Here is a 14,839-nt window from a genome sequence, read left to right on the forward strand (position 1 = left end):
CCTCGGGTCAGAAGTGCTAGTGGCTGCCGAAGAGTTCGGCGTTGGTCTTCAAGGAAATGGGCGCACCGTCTTGGCGGGCGCTGTCGGCGGTGGCCATGACCAGCTGCAGGCTCTGGATGTTGTCGGTGACGTCCGTCTCAGCCCTATTGCCGGTTTCGATGGCGTCGCGGAACGCTGCGAGGGTCCCCAGGCGTTCCTCAACCGGCAACGGGTCCAGGTCGACGTGCATGACGCCGGAGCGTTCGACCGCGCCGGCGAGGAATACGGTGTCGAACAGTGAGGCGAAGTTGATGGTTACCTCGTTGTTCTTCCACGTGATGGCGCCCTTGCTGCCCTGGATTTCCCAGTCGCCGTCCCAGCTGGTCTGGGGGCCGTAGGAGCTCCATGAACCGGTGTATACGACGCGGGCACCGTTGTCGCAGTCGAACTGCACGACCGCGGAGGCATTGCCCTTGAACCTGGAGGTGCCAGTGTTCCAGGACCGTGCGCGGACGGCGGTGGGTTCGACACCGACGATGCCGCGGAGCTGGTCAAGGTGATGGATCATGGCGTCCACGATGAGGGGTTCATCCATTTCCAGCCGGAACCCTTCGAACGGCGGGTTCTTCTTGTAGTCGATGAAGACGTGCTCGAGGTCTCCGATGACCCCTTCGCGGATGAGGCGCTGAACGGTGCGCGCAGCGCGCTTGAAACGGTAGTTCTGTGACACCATGGCCTGTTTGCCGGATTTCTCTGCCGCTTCGATGATGCGGATGCCGTCCTCAAGGTTGTGTGCGAGGGGCTTCTCGATCAAAGTGTGCACGCCGGCTTCAAGGGCCGGGATGGCCACGGCTGCATGATACTCGGGCGGTACGATGACCAGGACAGCGTCGAACGTTTCCTTGTGGTTCAGCGCTTCTTCGATAGTGGCGTAGGCGGGGATTCCGTACTGTTGACCTGCGGCCCGTGCGGCGTCGGGGTTGACGTCGACAACGCCGGCCAGCTCCCAGGTTTTGCTTTGGTGAATCACGTTCAGCCATGAAGCGCCCCACGCGCCGAGGCCTACCTGGATAATTTTCATTTCTGCGCTCCTTCTAGTTGTTTCACTCCGGGGACGTCGACCCATTCGCCGCCCTTGCTGGATTCGATGATGCTTTCGGTGAGGACGGCTGACCTGAGGCCGTCACGGAATGTGGGCAGGCCATCGCGGATGTCTCCGTTGATGGCGGCGTAGGTATCGGCGATAAACGCGTTGAAGGCATCCTGATAACCCTGCGGATGCCCTGCCGGCAGGACACTGAGGCGTGCCGCTTCGGGGCTAAGCGCATCCGGGTCACGGACCAGAAGCTCGGAGCCGGCCCGTTTACCAAGCCACAACGTCTCCGGGGCTTCCTGGTCGAACTGCATCGTGCTTTCGGTGCCGGAGATCTCAATCATCAGCCGGTTTTTCCGGCCCGGTGCCACCTGGCTGACCAAGAGGTTTCCCACAGTGCCGGCCTCAGTCGTGAATACAGCCGCAACGAGGTCCTCGGTCTGGACGTCCTTGTGGTTTGCCCGGCCGGAGAAGAGTGTGCGGCTAATTGCGCCGATCCGGATGATCGGGTCATTGGTGACGAATTCGATCAGGTCGCACAGGTGGGAGCCGATGTCGGCGAACGCGCGTGACGCTCCTCCGAGACCGGCATCCACCCGCCAGTTGTCGTCGTCCCGGGACAACAGCCAGTCCTGGAGATAGGACCCCTGAATGGTGGAGATCCGTCCCGTTTGGCCGGATGCAATGCGTTCCCGGGCTTCCCGTACCATCGGGTGGAACCGGTAGACGAAGGGAACGGTCGCAACCGTCCCGGCGCTTGCGGCTAGCTCCACCAGATGGGCCGCATCCTGCACGTTGGTAGCCAGAGGCTTCTCACAAACAACATGCTTGCCTGCCTTCAGTGCGGCCTCCGCCAAGGCTAGATGGGTGGCGTTCGGGGTGCAGACGTGGATGACGTCGATCATGTCGTCCTCGACGAGGTCCTGGGCGGAGGCGTAAGCCTGCTCGACGCCGAAGCGGTCTTTGGCGCGGGCGGCACTGGCAGGGCTCGAGGACGCGATGCCGGCGATTTCCGCCCCGGCAGCACGGGCCGCTCGGCTGTGCACCTCAGCCATGAACCCGGCACCGACGAACCCGGCCCGTAACCGGGAGGGGGCTGTCGTGGTTCTGTCGTTTTCCATGCCGAAACAGTGACACGCACCACGGGCTTTAGTCAGTCATCCAACAAAAGTCTGCACCTTTTGACGCTGTTGGCCATGGAATGCACACCCAAGTTGCACCTTTTGATGCTCAACACATCGACGAGTGGACGGGAACGAGTGGACACCTTGACACTGAGTGGAGACGAGGCCCCCTCGGGGTCCTGTGAGCCTGATGCGTCAAGTCCTCAGTCTCACTATTCACCTCTTTCGAGCCCCGAAATGGAGAGACATGGACAACGGCGGCCCCGGCGAACTTTTGCACATCCTGCGGGACGGATGCCCACGAACCAGGGCAGACCTGGCCGGGATAACGGGCTTGGGTCGAGCTGCCATCAGTTCTCGCCTTGAGCCGCTCCTGAAACTTGGGCTAGTTGTACCCGTGTCAGATGCGGCTTCCACCGGAGGCCGCCCGTCGGCGCGCCTAGCCTTCAACCCCGTTGCAAGGGTAGTGGCTGCCGCTGACGTAGGCGCCACACACGCGACCGTGGCACTTACGGACCTGTCGGGAAGGGTACTCGTGGAGACCACTGAACGACTTGAGATTTCGTGCGGACCGGAAGCTGTTCTGGACTGGCTGACAATGACGCTGACGGGCCATTTGAAAGCGATGAAACGTCCAGCGATGGATATCATTGCAGTCGGCATCGGACTACCTGGTCCGGTAGAACACTCCACCGGAAAGCCGACCAGCCCGCCGATCATGCCAGGATGGGACGGATTTGATGTTCCCGCTTACGTTCAGCAGACCTTTAGCGTCCCCGTACTCGTCGATAACGACGTCAACCTCATGGCCCTCGGCGAGCGGGCGACCCGCTGGCCCAGTGAGGACAACATGATCTTCCTTAAAGTCGCCACGGGTATCGGCTCGGGGGTTGTTAGTGGAGGAATATTGCAGCGAGGCGCGGCAGGAGTCGCTGGAGACGTCGGCCATATTGCTGTTTCCAGGGCGGCAGGAATTCAATGCCGCTGTGGCAAGACTGCCTGCCTGGAGGCCATTGCAGGCGCTCCGGCCGTGGCCGCACAGCTCCGCGAAAACGGACTAGAGGCAAGCACAGGGAACGACGTCGTCTCACTCGTCCGTTCGGGTGATTTGGCTGCTATTCAAGCCGTCCGCCAGGCTGGCCGCGACATCGGGGAAATGCTCAACATGTGCGTGAGCTTCATCAACCCCTCCCTAATTGTCGTGGGCGGATCGCTTGCACAATCCGGAGAACATTTGATCGCCGGGATCCGCGAAACTGTCTATGCACGCTCAACGCCGTTGGCGACCCAGCACCTAAATATCACCCAATCCGAAACCGGACCGGAAGCCGGAGTTGTTGGTGCCAGCATCTTGGCCGTCGAATATGCCCTCGCCCCTCACCGAGTCAATGACCTCGCAACCACGCTGCATGCTGCCGGACCCGAAGATACTCGCGGTCTGCAGAAAGTGGAACAGGTCGCCCAAACATCCCAGCAGCTCCGTGACACGGTGGCCGAACAATTGCAGGACGCATTTCCTTGATCACGTCTGGCGAATGAAGATGCGGACGACAGCCACGCCAGGGTGTAAAGCGGCGGGTTGGGTCGTTTCTCCGAGCGCCCGCCCTATTCAAGGACATGCTCGCCCAGCGCCAAGGCGGCGACAATACTCCTCTCGTGGGTGCCGGCAACTGCACCCATCAGCGCACCAATCAGAGTCGTACGAGTAAAATATTGCTAACAGCTGAGGTCCTTTCTGGATGGTCCCATGAGACACAGCAACCGCTTCCTCAAGGGGTCGCGGCCGTTCTCATGGCCGCCATGATGGTTCAGCTGGTGAAGGAGGATGATGGCATGCCTCAATCCGCGACCGGGAGCAGTGGCCGTCTGCTGCGATACGCAGTGCCGGAGGGGCTTAATCCTGAACAAAGGTTCGAACATTGGCGAGCTTGGTACGGTAGTGCCGTCGAAACCCCAATGCGGTTGGAAAAGTCGGCTCGTCAGACTCCTGTGTCCTTTAATCCTTCAGCCATTAATCTTGCCGGGCCGGGCTTCAGCCTCATAGAAATATTCAACGGCCCCGCATTGGGCTCGTGGGCGCCGAATCCCGACACCACGGATCTGCGCCTGGCCTACTTCCGCAAAGCGCCTGCCCTAACTCTCGCTCTCAACGGCGTGCCCGAGCCAGTATCACCGGGTACCGTCAGGTTCATCGATACCTCGCTGGGCGGAAGCTTCGATGCGCCCGAAGGCTTTCACGCCTTGCAGCTCAACATTGACCGCAGCAGCCTGAACGTGAGCGAGGCCGCGCTGGGCTCCCTGCTTCGCCTGCCTGACCTCGCAAAGCACCCAATTGTGGGCACTTTCGTGATCCCTGCGCTGATGAGCTGGAAGCGGCCGGGCATCGACAGGGAGGCATCGGGAACCGCAGACATCCTACGATCCGTAATGGCAACCCTGGTGGGCTCCCTGCTCGAAACGCCGATCGACGATGAGGCGCAGAAACCCGCCATGAGTAGGGCGGTGAAGAAATACCTTGATGCCAGTTATGACAACCCCAATTTGGATGTGGCAATGGTCGCCGATAGGTTCAACCTCTCCCGTCGCTCCCTGTTCTACTTTTTCGAGAATGAAGAACTCCACCTGGGTGAGCGGATACGCGCGTTGAGAACGCGCAAAGCCCTCGAGCTCCTCCTTCAGGCCGGTGCCCAAGGGATCACATACTCGGAAATTGCGACATCGTGCGGATTCACCAATGTGCAAAGCATGCGCCGTGCAGTGAAAGAGTTTACCGGGATGAATGTGAGGGAGATCCATCGATCCGAGCCCGACGTTCATGAGGCACTGCAACAACTGCGGAAGTCACTGAACCCCTAACGCCTAACCGCGCTGGAGGCGTCAATAGACGACATCCCGAGCCCTCGTCACAAGGAACGTTAGTGCCTCATTTATCAGGTATTGCAAACCCGCCGCTTGCGCGACTGGCGTCCGCTGCAGCTGAGCGAACAACATGTTGAAGTACACCCCAACCTGACGTCAGGAAACATCGAAAAGACCGTCAGAATAGGGTCCAGCTCAATCTTTTCTGACGCGAAGTCGAGTAGGTCTTAGAACTCAATCTGACACATACAGGGCTTGAGGCCCTGACCCAAAACAGAACGGCCCCGCCTCCGAAAGTGACCTGCTCCCCGGAAGTTGGACTGAGAAATTCAGTTCCGACTCCCGGGGAGCAGTTCAAAGTGAGCGGGGCCGTTCTTGTGGAAATCGGCTAGCCCGCGGCGGCCGGCTCCAGGGCACTGGCCTCCGCCGTCGCAACCCCGCCTGCGTGCGGCTCGAAGCGGACGAACATGGCCTTGAAGCCGGGGGTGTTGGACACGCGGGCCACGTTTTCCTTGTGGACCAGGGCGTTGGCTTCGGGGAAGTACGCCGCAGCGCAGCCCTTGGCCGTCGGGTAGGCCACCAGGCGGAACTTCTCGGCGCGCCGGTCCGTGCCCTGGAAGGTGCTCACCACGTCCACGAGGTCGCGGTCCTTGAAGCCCTGCTCGGCCAGGTCCTCCGGGTGCACCAGGATCACGCGGCGGCCGTCGGAGATGCCGCGGTACCGGTCGTCCAGGCCGTAGAAGGTGGTGTTGTACTGGTCGTGGCTGCGGATGGTCTGCAACACCAGGTGGCCGTCAGGCGGGGTGAGGTATTCCAGCGGGCTGACGGTGAAGCGGCCGCGGCCGATGTCGGTCGCAAAGGACCGGGTGTCGCGCGGCGGGTTCGGCAGCACGAAGCCGTTCCTGGTCCGGACTCTGGCGTTGAAGTCCTCAAAGCCCGGCAGCACCCGGGAGATGTGGTCGCGGACCACGTCGTAGTCCTCGGCCATGGCCTTCCAGTCCACCGAATGGTCCGGCCCGAATGTGGCCTCGGCCATCCGTGCCACGATGACGGGCTCGGCGAGCAGGTGCTCGGACACCGGCTGCAGCCTGCCCTGGGTGGAGTGGACCACGGACATGGAGTCTTCCACGGACAGGAACTGGGCACCCTTGGGGTGCTTGTCGTCCTTGTCCGTCCGTCCCAGCGTGGGAAGGATCAGCGAGGTGCGGCCGTGCACAATGTGGGACCGGTTGGGCTTGGTGGAGATGTGGACGGTGAGCCCGATCCGCTGCATTCCGGCTTCCAGCGTCTCCGTGTCCGAGCACGCCAGCGAGAAGTTCCCGCCCATGGACACGAACAAGTCCACCTCGTCGCGCTCGAACGCCTCCATGGACTCCACGGCGTCGTGACCGTGATGCCGCGGCGACTGGATACCGAACTCCTTGTCCAGCGCTTCGAGCAGCCATTCCTTCGGTTTCTCCCAGATGCCCATGGTCCGGTCGCCCTGGACGTTGGAGTGTCCGCGCACCGGGCACGCACCGGCGCCGGGCTTGCCGAAGTTGCCCTGCAGCAGCAGGACGTTGACCATTTCCTTGATCGTATCCACCGAGTGCGGCTGCTGGGTGACACCCAGCGCCCAGCAGAAAATGGTGGCCTTGGACGCCACCAGCATCCCGGCCACATCCTCGATCTGCTGCCGGCTCAGGCCGGTGGCCCGCTCCGTCTCCTCCCAGTCCAGGTCGCGGCGGGCTTCCCGGTACGCGTCGAAGCCGTCGGTCTGCGCGTCAATGAAGGAACGGTCGACGACGGTCCCCGGGTTTTGCTCTTCGGCCTGCAGCAGCAGGTGGCCGAGGGCCTGGAACAGGGCGAGGTCGCCGCCCACCTTGATCTGCAGGTATTCGTCGGCCAGCGGCGTGCCGCCGCCCACCACGCCGGAGAGCGTCTGCGGGTCGCGGAAGTTGAACAAGCCGGCCTCGGGCAGCGGGTTCACCGCCACCACCTTGCCGCCCTTGTCCTTGCATTCCTTCAGCGCGGACAGCATGCGCGGGTGGTTGGTGCCGGGGTTCTGCCCCACCACGAAGATCAGCTCGGCGTCGTGAATGTCATCCAGCGACACCGTGCCCTTGCCGATGCCGATGGTGGGGTTCAGCGCGGAGCCGGAGGACTCATGGCACATGTTGGAGCAGTCCGGCAGATTGTTGGTGCCCAGCGAGCGGGCGAACAGCTGGTACATGAAAGCTGTCTCGTTGGCCGTGCGCCCGGAAGTGTAGAAGACGCAGCGGTCGGGCGTGCTGGCGCGGATGTGCTCGCCGATCAGCTCGAAGGCATCCGCCCAGGAGATCGGCGAGTAGTGCGTCTCCCCTTCCCGGATGACCACCGGTTCGCTGAGCCTGCCCTGGTTGCCCAGCCAGTACTCGGTCTTTTCGGACAGCTCGGCGATGGAATGCTTCGCCCAGAACTCCGCCCCCACGGTCCGCAGGGTGTTCTCCTCCGCCACAGCTTTGGCGCCGTTCTCGCAGAACTCGGCGGCCTTGCGCTTCTTGTCCGACTCCGGCCACGCACAGCCCGGGCAGTCAAAACCGCCGCGCTGGTTGAGCCGCAGCAGCGACTGCGCCGTGCGAGTCACGCCGGCCTGTGCCACGGCGCGTTCCAGCGCCACCATCACGGCCTTGACGCCGGCGGCTTCGGTCTTCGGCTTGTGGACTTCGAGCTCGTCCTCGTTGATGTCCGCGACGGGGGCGGGCTGCTTCCCGAACTTCATTGTTCCAACTTCCTAACCGGCTGCTTTGGTGCCTGTTTGATCGCCACTAAGGCGCGCCAGGCATTCCTGGCGCGCCTCACGTGTGGCGATCTTGTCTTTCTTCTTACTGTGCCACCTTGGCGAGGGTTTCGCGTTCGGCGGCGATGGTGGTGTTGTCCCCGTGTCCGGTCCTGACGGCCGTGTCCGCGGGGAGGGTGAGGAGCCGTTCGCGGATGGAGGCCAGGATGGTCGGGTAGTCGCTGTAGGACCGTCCGGTCGCGCCGGGTCCGCCATTGAACAGGGTGTCCCCGGTGAACACGGTGTTCTCACTCTCGAGGTGGAAGCAGGTGGACCCGGGTGAGTGGCCGGGGGTGTGGATCGCCTTCAGTACCGCACCGGCGACTTCGAACTCGTCCCCGTCCGCGATGGCCTTGTCCGGGGTGGTGCCGGGGTAGACCTGTTCCCAGAGGACCTGGTCCTCCGGGTTCATGTAAATAGGAGCGCCTACGGCCTGGGCGACCTCGCGGGCGGCGCCGATGTGGTCGTTGTGCGCGTGCGTGAGCAGGATCGCCTTCACCGTCCGGCCCCTCACCTGGTTGATGATCGCGGCGGCGTCGTGCGGGGAATCAATGATGACGCACTCCTGCCCGTCACCGACGATCCAGACGTTGTTATCCACATCCCAGGTCCCGCCGTCCAGGGAGAACGTGCCGGAGGTGACGAGGTTCTCGATCGTGACGCTCATACGGATGCTCCCTGCGCCTGCGTGGCGGGCTGGTTCTTGGTGGCGGGCTGGATTTCGACGACGGAGCGCAGGACCTTGCCCTCGTGCATCTTCTCGAAGGCCTCCTCGACCTGGTCGATGGTGATCCGTTCGGACACGAACGCGTCCAGGTCCAGGTTGCCCTGCCGGTAATGCGAGACCAGCATCGGGAAGTCCCGCGAGGGCAGGCAGTCCCCGTACCAGGAGGACTTCAACGACCCGCCCCGGCCAAACACATCCAAAAGCGGCAACTCCAACACCATCTCCGGGGTCGGGACACCGACCAGGACCACGCGCCCGGCGAGGTCCCGGGCGTAGAACGCCTGCTTATACGTTTCCGGCCGGCCGACCGCCTCGATCACCACATCGGCGCCGTTCCCGCCGGTCAGCGCCCGGATCGCCTCCACCGGGTCCGTGCTGCGGGAGTTCACCCCGTGCGTCGCGCCCAGCGACTTCGCCATCGCAATCTTGTTCTCGTCAATGTCCACCGCGATGATCGTCGTCGCCCCGGCCAGCTTCGCCCCGGCGATCGCGGCGATCCCCACCCCGCCGCAGCCGATCACCGCCACGGACTCGCCGCGCTTGACCTCACCGGTGTTAATCGCCGCACCGATCCCGGCCATCACCCCGCACCCCAGCAAACCCACGGCGGCAGCATCGGCGTCCGGATCGACCTTGGTGCACTGCCCGGCAGCGACCAGGGTCTTCTCCGCGAACGCCCCAATGCCCAGCGCCGGGGACAGTTCGGTGCCGTCCTCCAGGGTCATCTTCTGGGTGGCGTTGGCGGTGTTGAAGCAGTACTGCGGCTGGCCCTTCGCGCACGCCCGGCACTGCCCGCACACCGCACGCCAGTTCAGGATCACCCGGTCACCAACGGCCACCTCCGTCACGCCCTCGCCCACCGCGGAGACCACACCGGTCGCCTCGTGACCCAGCAGATACGGGAACTCATCCCCGATCCCGCCCAGCTTGTAATGCAAATCCGTATGGCACACCCCGCACGTCAGCACATCCACCAACGCCTCCCCCGGCCCCGGATCCGGCACCAGAATCGTCTCCACCGACACCGGAACATCCTTCGCCCTGACAACAACTGCCTTCACTTTATGAACCATGAAATCGCGTTCCTTTCCTGAGCCGGGGGGCCCTTTGGCTACGGCACCTCAGCCAAATCTAACCGACTTGCTGCGGTTCGAGATCCCCGTCCCGAGGACCGGACAGTCCGCTTGCGTTGTTGCTGGTGTCGGGGCGGGTGTGCGGCTCCTGCGCGGGCACCGGGGATGGGGCGGCGTGCACTGTGGCATGCTCTGCGAGAATGCCCGTCTGGTGCCTGATCTTCAGGCGGTAGAGCAGCGCCCCGCCGCCGGTGACGGCTGCGACGAAGAGGACCCCGCCCCACTGCAGGTACCACTCGAACGGCGGCACCGAGTTGTAGATTTCGGGGCGCGGCCAGATCAGGTTCAGGGTCATGGCGCCGCCCCACAGAACCGCGAGAATGTTCACGGGCAGCCCCCATTTACCCATGCTGAAGCCGGACTCCGAATGGTCGCCGGCGCCCGGCCACTTCTTCAGGAAGCGCTTGCGCAGCATGGGGACCGTCACCAGCAGGTAGGACAGGTAAATCAGGACGATGCTGATGCTGGAAAGAATCGTGAAAATCGCGGGCTGCATGACGTTGACCAGCAGCGGGATGACGGCAATGACGCCGATCACGATGGCCGCAATGGTGGGGGTCTTGCGGACCGGGTCCACCTTGCTGAGCTGGCGGCTGAACGGCAGGTTGTTGTCCCGCGCCATGGCGAACATCATGCGGATGGCGGCGGCGTGCACGGCCAGCGTGCAGACCACGACGGCCACCACGATGCACACGAGGAAGGCCTTGCCGAAAGGTCCCCCCAGGACGGAGAGCACAATGTGCTGCAGGCCGCCGTCGGCCGCGCCGATCTTGGGGTCGGTGAGGTCCGGAGCGGCCAGGATGCCGAAGAGCAGGATGAGCCCGCCCAGCAGGAAGGACGCGGTGACGGCGCGCAGGATGGCCTTGGGGGCGGTGCGCTTCGGGTCCTTGGTTTCCTCGCCGAGGGAGCTGGCGGTATCGAAGCCGTACATGACGTAGCCCGACGCCATCGCGCCGATGAGGAACACCCCAAAGAAGCCGAGGTCATGGCCTTCGCCGAACCCGGCGGTGTCGAAGAAGACCTCTGGTCCGCGCACCACGTGCCAGCCCAGCGCGAGGATGAGCAGCACGGCCGCGACCAGCTCAACGAACACGCCGATGCTGTTGATCCGGGTCATGAGCTTTACACCGAACGCGTTGATGAGTGTGGAGATGGTGATCATGATGGTGGCGAGCAGAACCCCGTTAAGGGCAAAGTCGTAGGTGCCGGTGCCGTCGCCGACGATCTGGAATCCGGACCAGAGCTGCGGCAGGGTGATCTGCAGGGCAAGAGCCACGGATCCCAGCGCCATGATGGAAGACAGCAGCAGCAGCCAGCCGGCAAGCCAGGCCGAGGTGCCGGAGGCGAGACGCTTGGCCCAGTTGTAGACCGAGCCTGCCACGGGATACCGGCCTGCCAGTTCGGCAAAGCACAGCGCTACCATCAGCTGGCCGACGAAAACGATGGGCCAGGACCACGCGTACGCCGGGCCGGCCATGGAGAAACCAAAGTAGAACAGTTGAAATACACCGGTGAGGATGGAGATGTAGCTGACGCCTGCGGCGAAGCTGGCGAACTTGCCGATGCTCCGGTCCAGGGTCTGGGCATAGCCGAACTCGTCCATGCCGCTTGAATCAGTACTCTTGCTGGGTTCCAACATCTGAACTCCTAAGTCAGAAAAGCACGATGGTGATGACCCGCGGCCGCCTTTGGACGCGGGTAACACTACACGCAGTTGATACTGCGTGCAGGTGAAACCGAGGGCCGGGCACCGCGCTGCAGCGCCCGGCCGTCTCCCCCAATGCTGATGCCTAGCCGGCCGCGCCGGCCCCCGTTTCCCCGGAGGTTTCCCCGGGAGCTGAGCCGAACCACCCGCTCGGGGCGGGGGCGATGTTCTGCCAGATGTGCTTGGCCTCGCGGTACTCGGCCAGGCCGGCCTGGCCGAGCTCACGGCCGATCCCGGACTTCCCGAAACCGCCCCATTCCGCCTGGGGGACGTACGGGTGGTAGTCGTTGATCCACACCGTTCCGTGCCGGAGGGCGCCCGCGACGCGCTGAGCCTTCGACGCGTCCGAGGTCCACACCGCGCCGGCCAGGCCGTACTCGGTGTCGTTCGCGATCGCGACGGCCTCGGCCTCGGTCCGGAACGTCTCCACGGTCAGCACCGGGCCGAACGATTCCTCCCGCAACACGCTCATCCCCGGGCGGCAGTTGCCGAGCACGGTGGGCGGGTAGAAGAAGCCGTCCGCGAGCGGCCCGTCGTCGGGAATGTAGCCGCCGCACAACAGCTCTGCGCCTTCCGCGATCCCGGCCTGGACGTAGGCGTGGACCTGATCGCGGTGCCTGGCGGAGATGAGCGGCCCGGTCTCGGCGTCGGCGTCGAACGGTCCGCCCATCCGGATCTTCTTCGCCCGCTGGACCACCTCGGCCACGAAGCGCTCGGCGATCGTCTCCTCGACGACGAGCCGTGCCCCTGCCGAGCAGACTTGGCCGGAGTGCAGGAAGACCGCGGTCAGGGCGTTGTCGACGGCGGCGTCCCAGTCAGCGTCCGCGAAGACGACGTTGGGGTTCTTCCCGCCGAGTTCGAAGGCGACGCGCTTCACGGTTTCGGCGGCGGCGGCCATGATCGTTTGCCCCGTGGCCAGGCTCCCAGTCAGGGATACGAGGTCGACGCGCGGATCGGAGCTGAGGGGGCCGCCCACCTTGGACCCGGATCCCGTGACCAGGTTCGCGACGCCGGCCGGAACGCCGGCCTCCGCGAGGGTCTCCATGAGCAGGATCGAGGTCGACGGCGTGAGCTCGCTGGGCTTGAGCACGAATGAGTTCCCCGCAACGAGTGCCGGCGCCACCTTCCACGCCGCCTGGAGGAGCGGGTAGTTCCACGGCGCAATGAGCGCGCAGACCCCGAGCGGCTCGTACACCACGCGGCTGATCGCGTCCGCCCGGCCGGTGTCGATGACGCGGCCGGCGTCGAGCCCGGCCACCTTGCCGTAGTACCGGAAGCACGCGGCGATATCGTCCATGTCGTACTCCGCCTCCACGAGCCGCTTGCCCGTGTCGAGCGCCTCGGCCCGCGCATAGGCGGCCTTGTCCCGCTCAAGGAGGTCTGCGACGCGGAGCATGACCGCGCCGCGCTCGATGTCTGTGAGCCGGCGCCATGGGCCGTCGTCGAACGCGGCCCGGGCACTGGCGATGGCCCGCTCTGCGTCTTCCACCGTGGAGGAGGCCACGACAGCCACCTCGCGCCCGTCCGCCGGGCAGCGCACGGTGGTGGTCCCGCCGTCGGACGCCTCCTGCCAGGCACCGTCGATGTACAGGCCGCGGGCGAGGTCCAGCTGGGTGTCGATCGTCACGCTCATCCCCTTAACCCTTCGCCGCCACGGCAGCGGCTGCCGCCGGCACGGATCCGCCGCGTTCCAGCGGGCTCACGCCGTGCCGGTAGAACTCGGCGTGCTGGGGTGCGAGCGGCGCCTTGCCGGCGATCAGGTCGGCAGCCTTTTCGGCGAGCATCATCACCGGGGCGTAGATGTTGCCGTTGGTGACGTAGGGCATGGCCGAGGCGTCCACCACGCGGAGGCCGCGGGTGCCGTGCACGGTCATGTCCAGCGGGTTCACCACGGCCATGGGATCGGAGTCCGGGCCCATCTTCGCGGTGCAGGACGGGTGCAGCGCCGTTTCGGCGTCGCGGGCAACCCAGTCAAGGATCTCCGCGTCGGTCTGCACGCTCCGGCCGGGGGACAGCTCGCCGCCGTTGAAGGGTCCCATGGCGGACTGGCCCAGGATGTCACGGGCAACATGGATCGCCTCGACCCATTCCCGGCGGTCCTGGTCGGTGGAGAGGTAGTTGAACAGCATCGACGGGTGCACCGTGGGATCTGTGGATTTGATCTTCAGGCTGCCGCGGGCGTCGGAGTACATGGGGCCGATGTGCACCTGGTAGCCATGTTTGGCGTCCGCCTTTTGGCCGTCATAGCGGACGGCAACCGGGAGGAAGTGGAACATGAGGTTGGGGTACGCCACGTCCTCGTTGGAGCGGACGAAGCCGCCGCCCTCGAAGTGGTTGGTGGCGGCCGGCCCCTTCCGTCCCAGCATCCACTGCAGCCCGATCAGCGGGTAGCGCCACAGGTCCAGGGCGGGCTGCATGGAGACCGGCTGGGTGCAGGCGTGCTGGATGTAGACCTCGAGGTGGTCCTGGAGGTTTTCGCCGACGCCGGGCAGGTTCACCACGGAGTTGATGCCCAGTGAGTTCAGGTGGGCTGCGTTGCCCACGCCGGAGAGCTGCAGCAGCTGCGGGGTGTTAATGGCGCCGCCGGCCAGGATCACTTCGCCCGCGGTCACCTGGTGGGTCTTGCCGTTGCGGCGGTAGGTGACACCGGTGGCCACGTTGCCCTTGAAGTTGACCTTGGTGACGAGCGCACGGGTCAGGACGGTCAGGTTCTTCCGGCCGAATTCAGGCCGCAGGTAGGCACGGGAAGCGGAGAGCCGCTGGCCCTTGTGGACGTTGCGGTCGAACGCCGCGAAGCCCTCCTGGCGGTAGCCGTTGACGTCGTCGGTCAGGGGGTAGCCCGCTTCCTGGGCGGCGGCGAAGAACGCCTGGAACAGTGGATTGGTGGCGGGGCCGCGCTCCAGCACCAGCGGGCCGGAGTGTCCGCGCAGTTCATCGTCGGGGTCGGCGGCCAGCGCGTTTTCCATCCGGTTGAAGTACGGGAGGCAGTGTGCGAAGTCCCACGTTTCCATGCCGGCGTCGGCGCCCCAGCGCTCGTAGTCGAGAGGGTTTCCGCGCTGGAAGATCATGCCGTTGATGGAGCTCGAGCCGCCCAGGACCTTGCCGCGGGCGTGTGCCACGCGCCGGCCGCCCATGTGGGGCTCGGGATCGGACTCGTAACGCCAGTCGTAGAACGGGTTGCCGCTGGGGAAAGTCAGCGCGGCGGGCATCTGGATGAAAAGGTCCCAGGGGTAGTCGCTCCGGCCGGCTTCAAGAACCAGGACGCTGCTCTGGCCTCCGTCGCTCAGGCGGTTGGCGAGCACGGAACCCGCGCTTCCGCCGCCGACGATGACGTAGTCGTAATTGCTCTGTGTCATGCAAAATCTCCTTTTACCTGGTGCAGATCAACCGCCGGGGGCGGGTTGTCCTTAATCCGGAAGCTG

10 protein-coding genes are annotated in these 14,839 nt (G+C 64.6%); 2 read left to right on the forward strand and 8 right to left on the reverse strand.

The features are described from left to right. Positions 1-16: 16 nt before the first annotated feature. Together QF036_RS22980 and QF036_RS22985 are read right to left on the reverse strand one after the other, a co-directional pair. A complete protein-coding gene (locus QF036_RS22980) occupies positions 17-1,060 on the reverse strand; it encodes a Gfo/Idh/MocA family protein (protein ID WP_307105469.1) in 1,044 nt (347 codons plus the stop codon). Continuing rightward, on the reverse strand, positions 1,057-2,193 hold the full coding sequence (locus QF036_RS22985; RefSeq protein ID WP_307105470.1) for a Gfo/Idh/MocA family protein: 1,137 nt from the start codon (positions 2,191-2,193) through the stop codon (positions 1,057-1,059). Before QF036_RS22985 ends, QF036_RS22980 begins: the two co-directional genes overlap by 4 nt. A 250-nt stretch (positions 2,194-2,443) precedes the next feature. Here QF036_RS22985 and QF036_RS22990 point away from each other — a divergent pair, with 250 nt between their 5' ends. Beyond that, on the forward strand, positions 2,444-3,718 hold the full coding sequence (locus QF036_RS22990; protein ID WP_307105471.1) for an ROK family transcriptional regulator: 1,275 nt from the start codon (positions 2,444-2,446) through the stop codon (positions 3,716-3,718). A 95-nt stretch (positions 3,719-3,813) separates the two neighbouring features. Beyond that, positions 3,814-5,052 carry an AraC family transcriptional regulator gene (locus QF036_RS22995; RefSeq protein WP_307105472.1) on the forward strand — a complete coding sequence of 413 codons (1,239 nt, stop codon included), beginning with the start codon at positions 3,814-3,816 and terminating at the stop codon, positions 5,050-5,052. A 391-nt stretch (positions 5,053-5,443) separates the two neighbouring features. Here QF036_RS22995 and QF036_RS23000 read toward each other — a convergent pair whose 3' ends face one another. From QF036_RS23000 to betA, 6 genes are all read right to left on the reverse strand, one after another. After that, complete coding sequence (locus QF036_RS23000) at positions 5,444-7,795, reverse strand: FdhF/YdeP family oxidoreductase (protein WP_307105473.1); 2,352 nt, start codon at positions 7,793-7,795, stop codon at positions 5,444-5,446. Positions 7,796-7,898: 103 nt separating this feature from the next. Further along, positions 7,899-8,519 (reverse strand): MBL fold metallo-hydrolase, encoded by a 621-nt coding sequence (locus QF036_RS23005; protein ID WP_307105474.1) that lies wholly within the window; start codon positions 8,517-8,519, stop codon positions 7,899-7,901. After that, the gene (locus QF036_RS23010; RefSeq protein WP_307105475.1) at positions 8,516-9,652 is read right to left on the reverse strand and encodes an S-(hydroxymethyl)mycothiol dehydrogenase; all 1,137 of its coding nucleotides are present in this window, start codon (positions 9,650-9,652) and stop codon (positions 8,516-8,518) included. The genes QF036_RS23005 and QF036_RS23010 overlap by 4 nt, the downstream gene beginning before the upstream one ends. A gap of 58 nt (positions 9,653-9,710) precedes the next feature. Next, positions 9,711-11,351, reverse strand: coding sequence for an APC family permease (locus QF036_RS23015; protein ID WP_307105476.1), 1,641 nt, complete (start codon positions 11,349-11,351; stop codon positions 9,711-9,713). Positions 11,352-11,502: 151 nt separating this feature from the next. After that, a complete protein-coding gene (locus QF036_RS23020; protein WP_307105477.1) occupies positions 11,503-13,050 on the reverse strand; it encodes an aldehyde dehydrogenase family protein in 1,548 nt (515 codons plus the stop codon). Between the two features lie 4 nt (positions 13,051-13,054). Continuing rightward, positions 13,055-14,773, reverse strand: coding sequence for a choline dehydrogenase (gene betA / locus QF036_RS23025; RefSeq protein WP_307105478.1), 1,719 nt, complete (start codon positions 14,771-14,773; stop codon positions 13,055-13,057). Positions 14,774-14,839: the final 66 nt, after the last annotated feature.

It is taken from the genome of Arthrobacter globiformis, from assembly GCF_030817195.1.
GTDB classification, from domain to species: Bacteria; Actinomycetota; Actinomycetes; order Actinomycetales; family Micrococcaceae; genus Arthrobacter; species Arthrobacter globiformis_D.

Bases quoted from the DNA above. Each gene is read 5' to 3' on its own strand.
- QF036_RS22980 (WP_307105469.1), bottom strand. From the start codon at position 1,060: ATGAAAATTATCCAGGTAGGCCTCGGCGCGTGGGGCGCTTCATGGCTG.
- QF036_RS22985 (WP_307105470.1), bottom strand. From the start codon at position 2,193: ATGGAAAACGACAGAACCACGACAGCCCCCTCCCGGTTACGGGCCGGG.
- QF036_RS22990 (WP_307105471.1), top strand. From the start codon at position 2,444: ATGGACAACGGCGGCCCCGGCGAACTTTTGCACATCCTGCGGGACGGA.
- QF036_RS22995 (WP_307105472.1), top strand. From the start codon at position 3,814: ATGCTCGCCCAGCGCCAAGGCGGCGACAATACTCCTCTCGTGGGTGCC.
- QF036_RS23000 (WP_307105473.1), bottom strand. From the start codon at position 7,795: ATGAAGTTCGGGAAGCAGCCCGCCCCCGTCGCGGACATCAACGAGGAC.
- QF036_RS23005 (WP_307105474.1), bottom strand. From the start codon at position 8,519: ATGAGCGTCACGATCGAGAACCTCGTCACCTCCGGCACGTTCTCCCTG.
- QF036_RS23010 (WP_307105475.1), bottom strand. From the start codon at position 9,652: ATGGTTCATAAAGTGAAGGCAGTTGTTGTCAGGGCGAAGGATGTTCCG.
- QF036_RS23015 (WP_307105476.1), bottom strand. From the start codon at position 11,351: ATGTTGGAACCCAGCAAGAGTACTGATTCAAGCGGCATGGACGAGTTC.
- QF036_RS23020 (WP_307105477.1), bottom strand. From the start codon at position 13,050: ATGAGCGTGACGATCGACACCCAGCTGGACCTCGCCCGCGGCCTGTAC.
- betA (WP_307105478.1), bottom strand. From the start codon at position 14,773: ATGACACAGAGCAATTACGACTACGTCATCGTCGGCGGCGGAAGCGCG.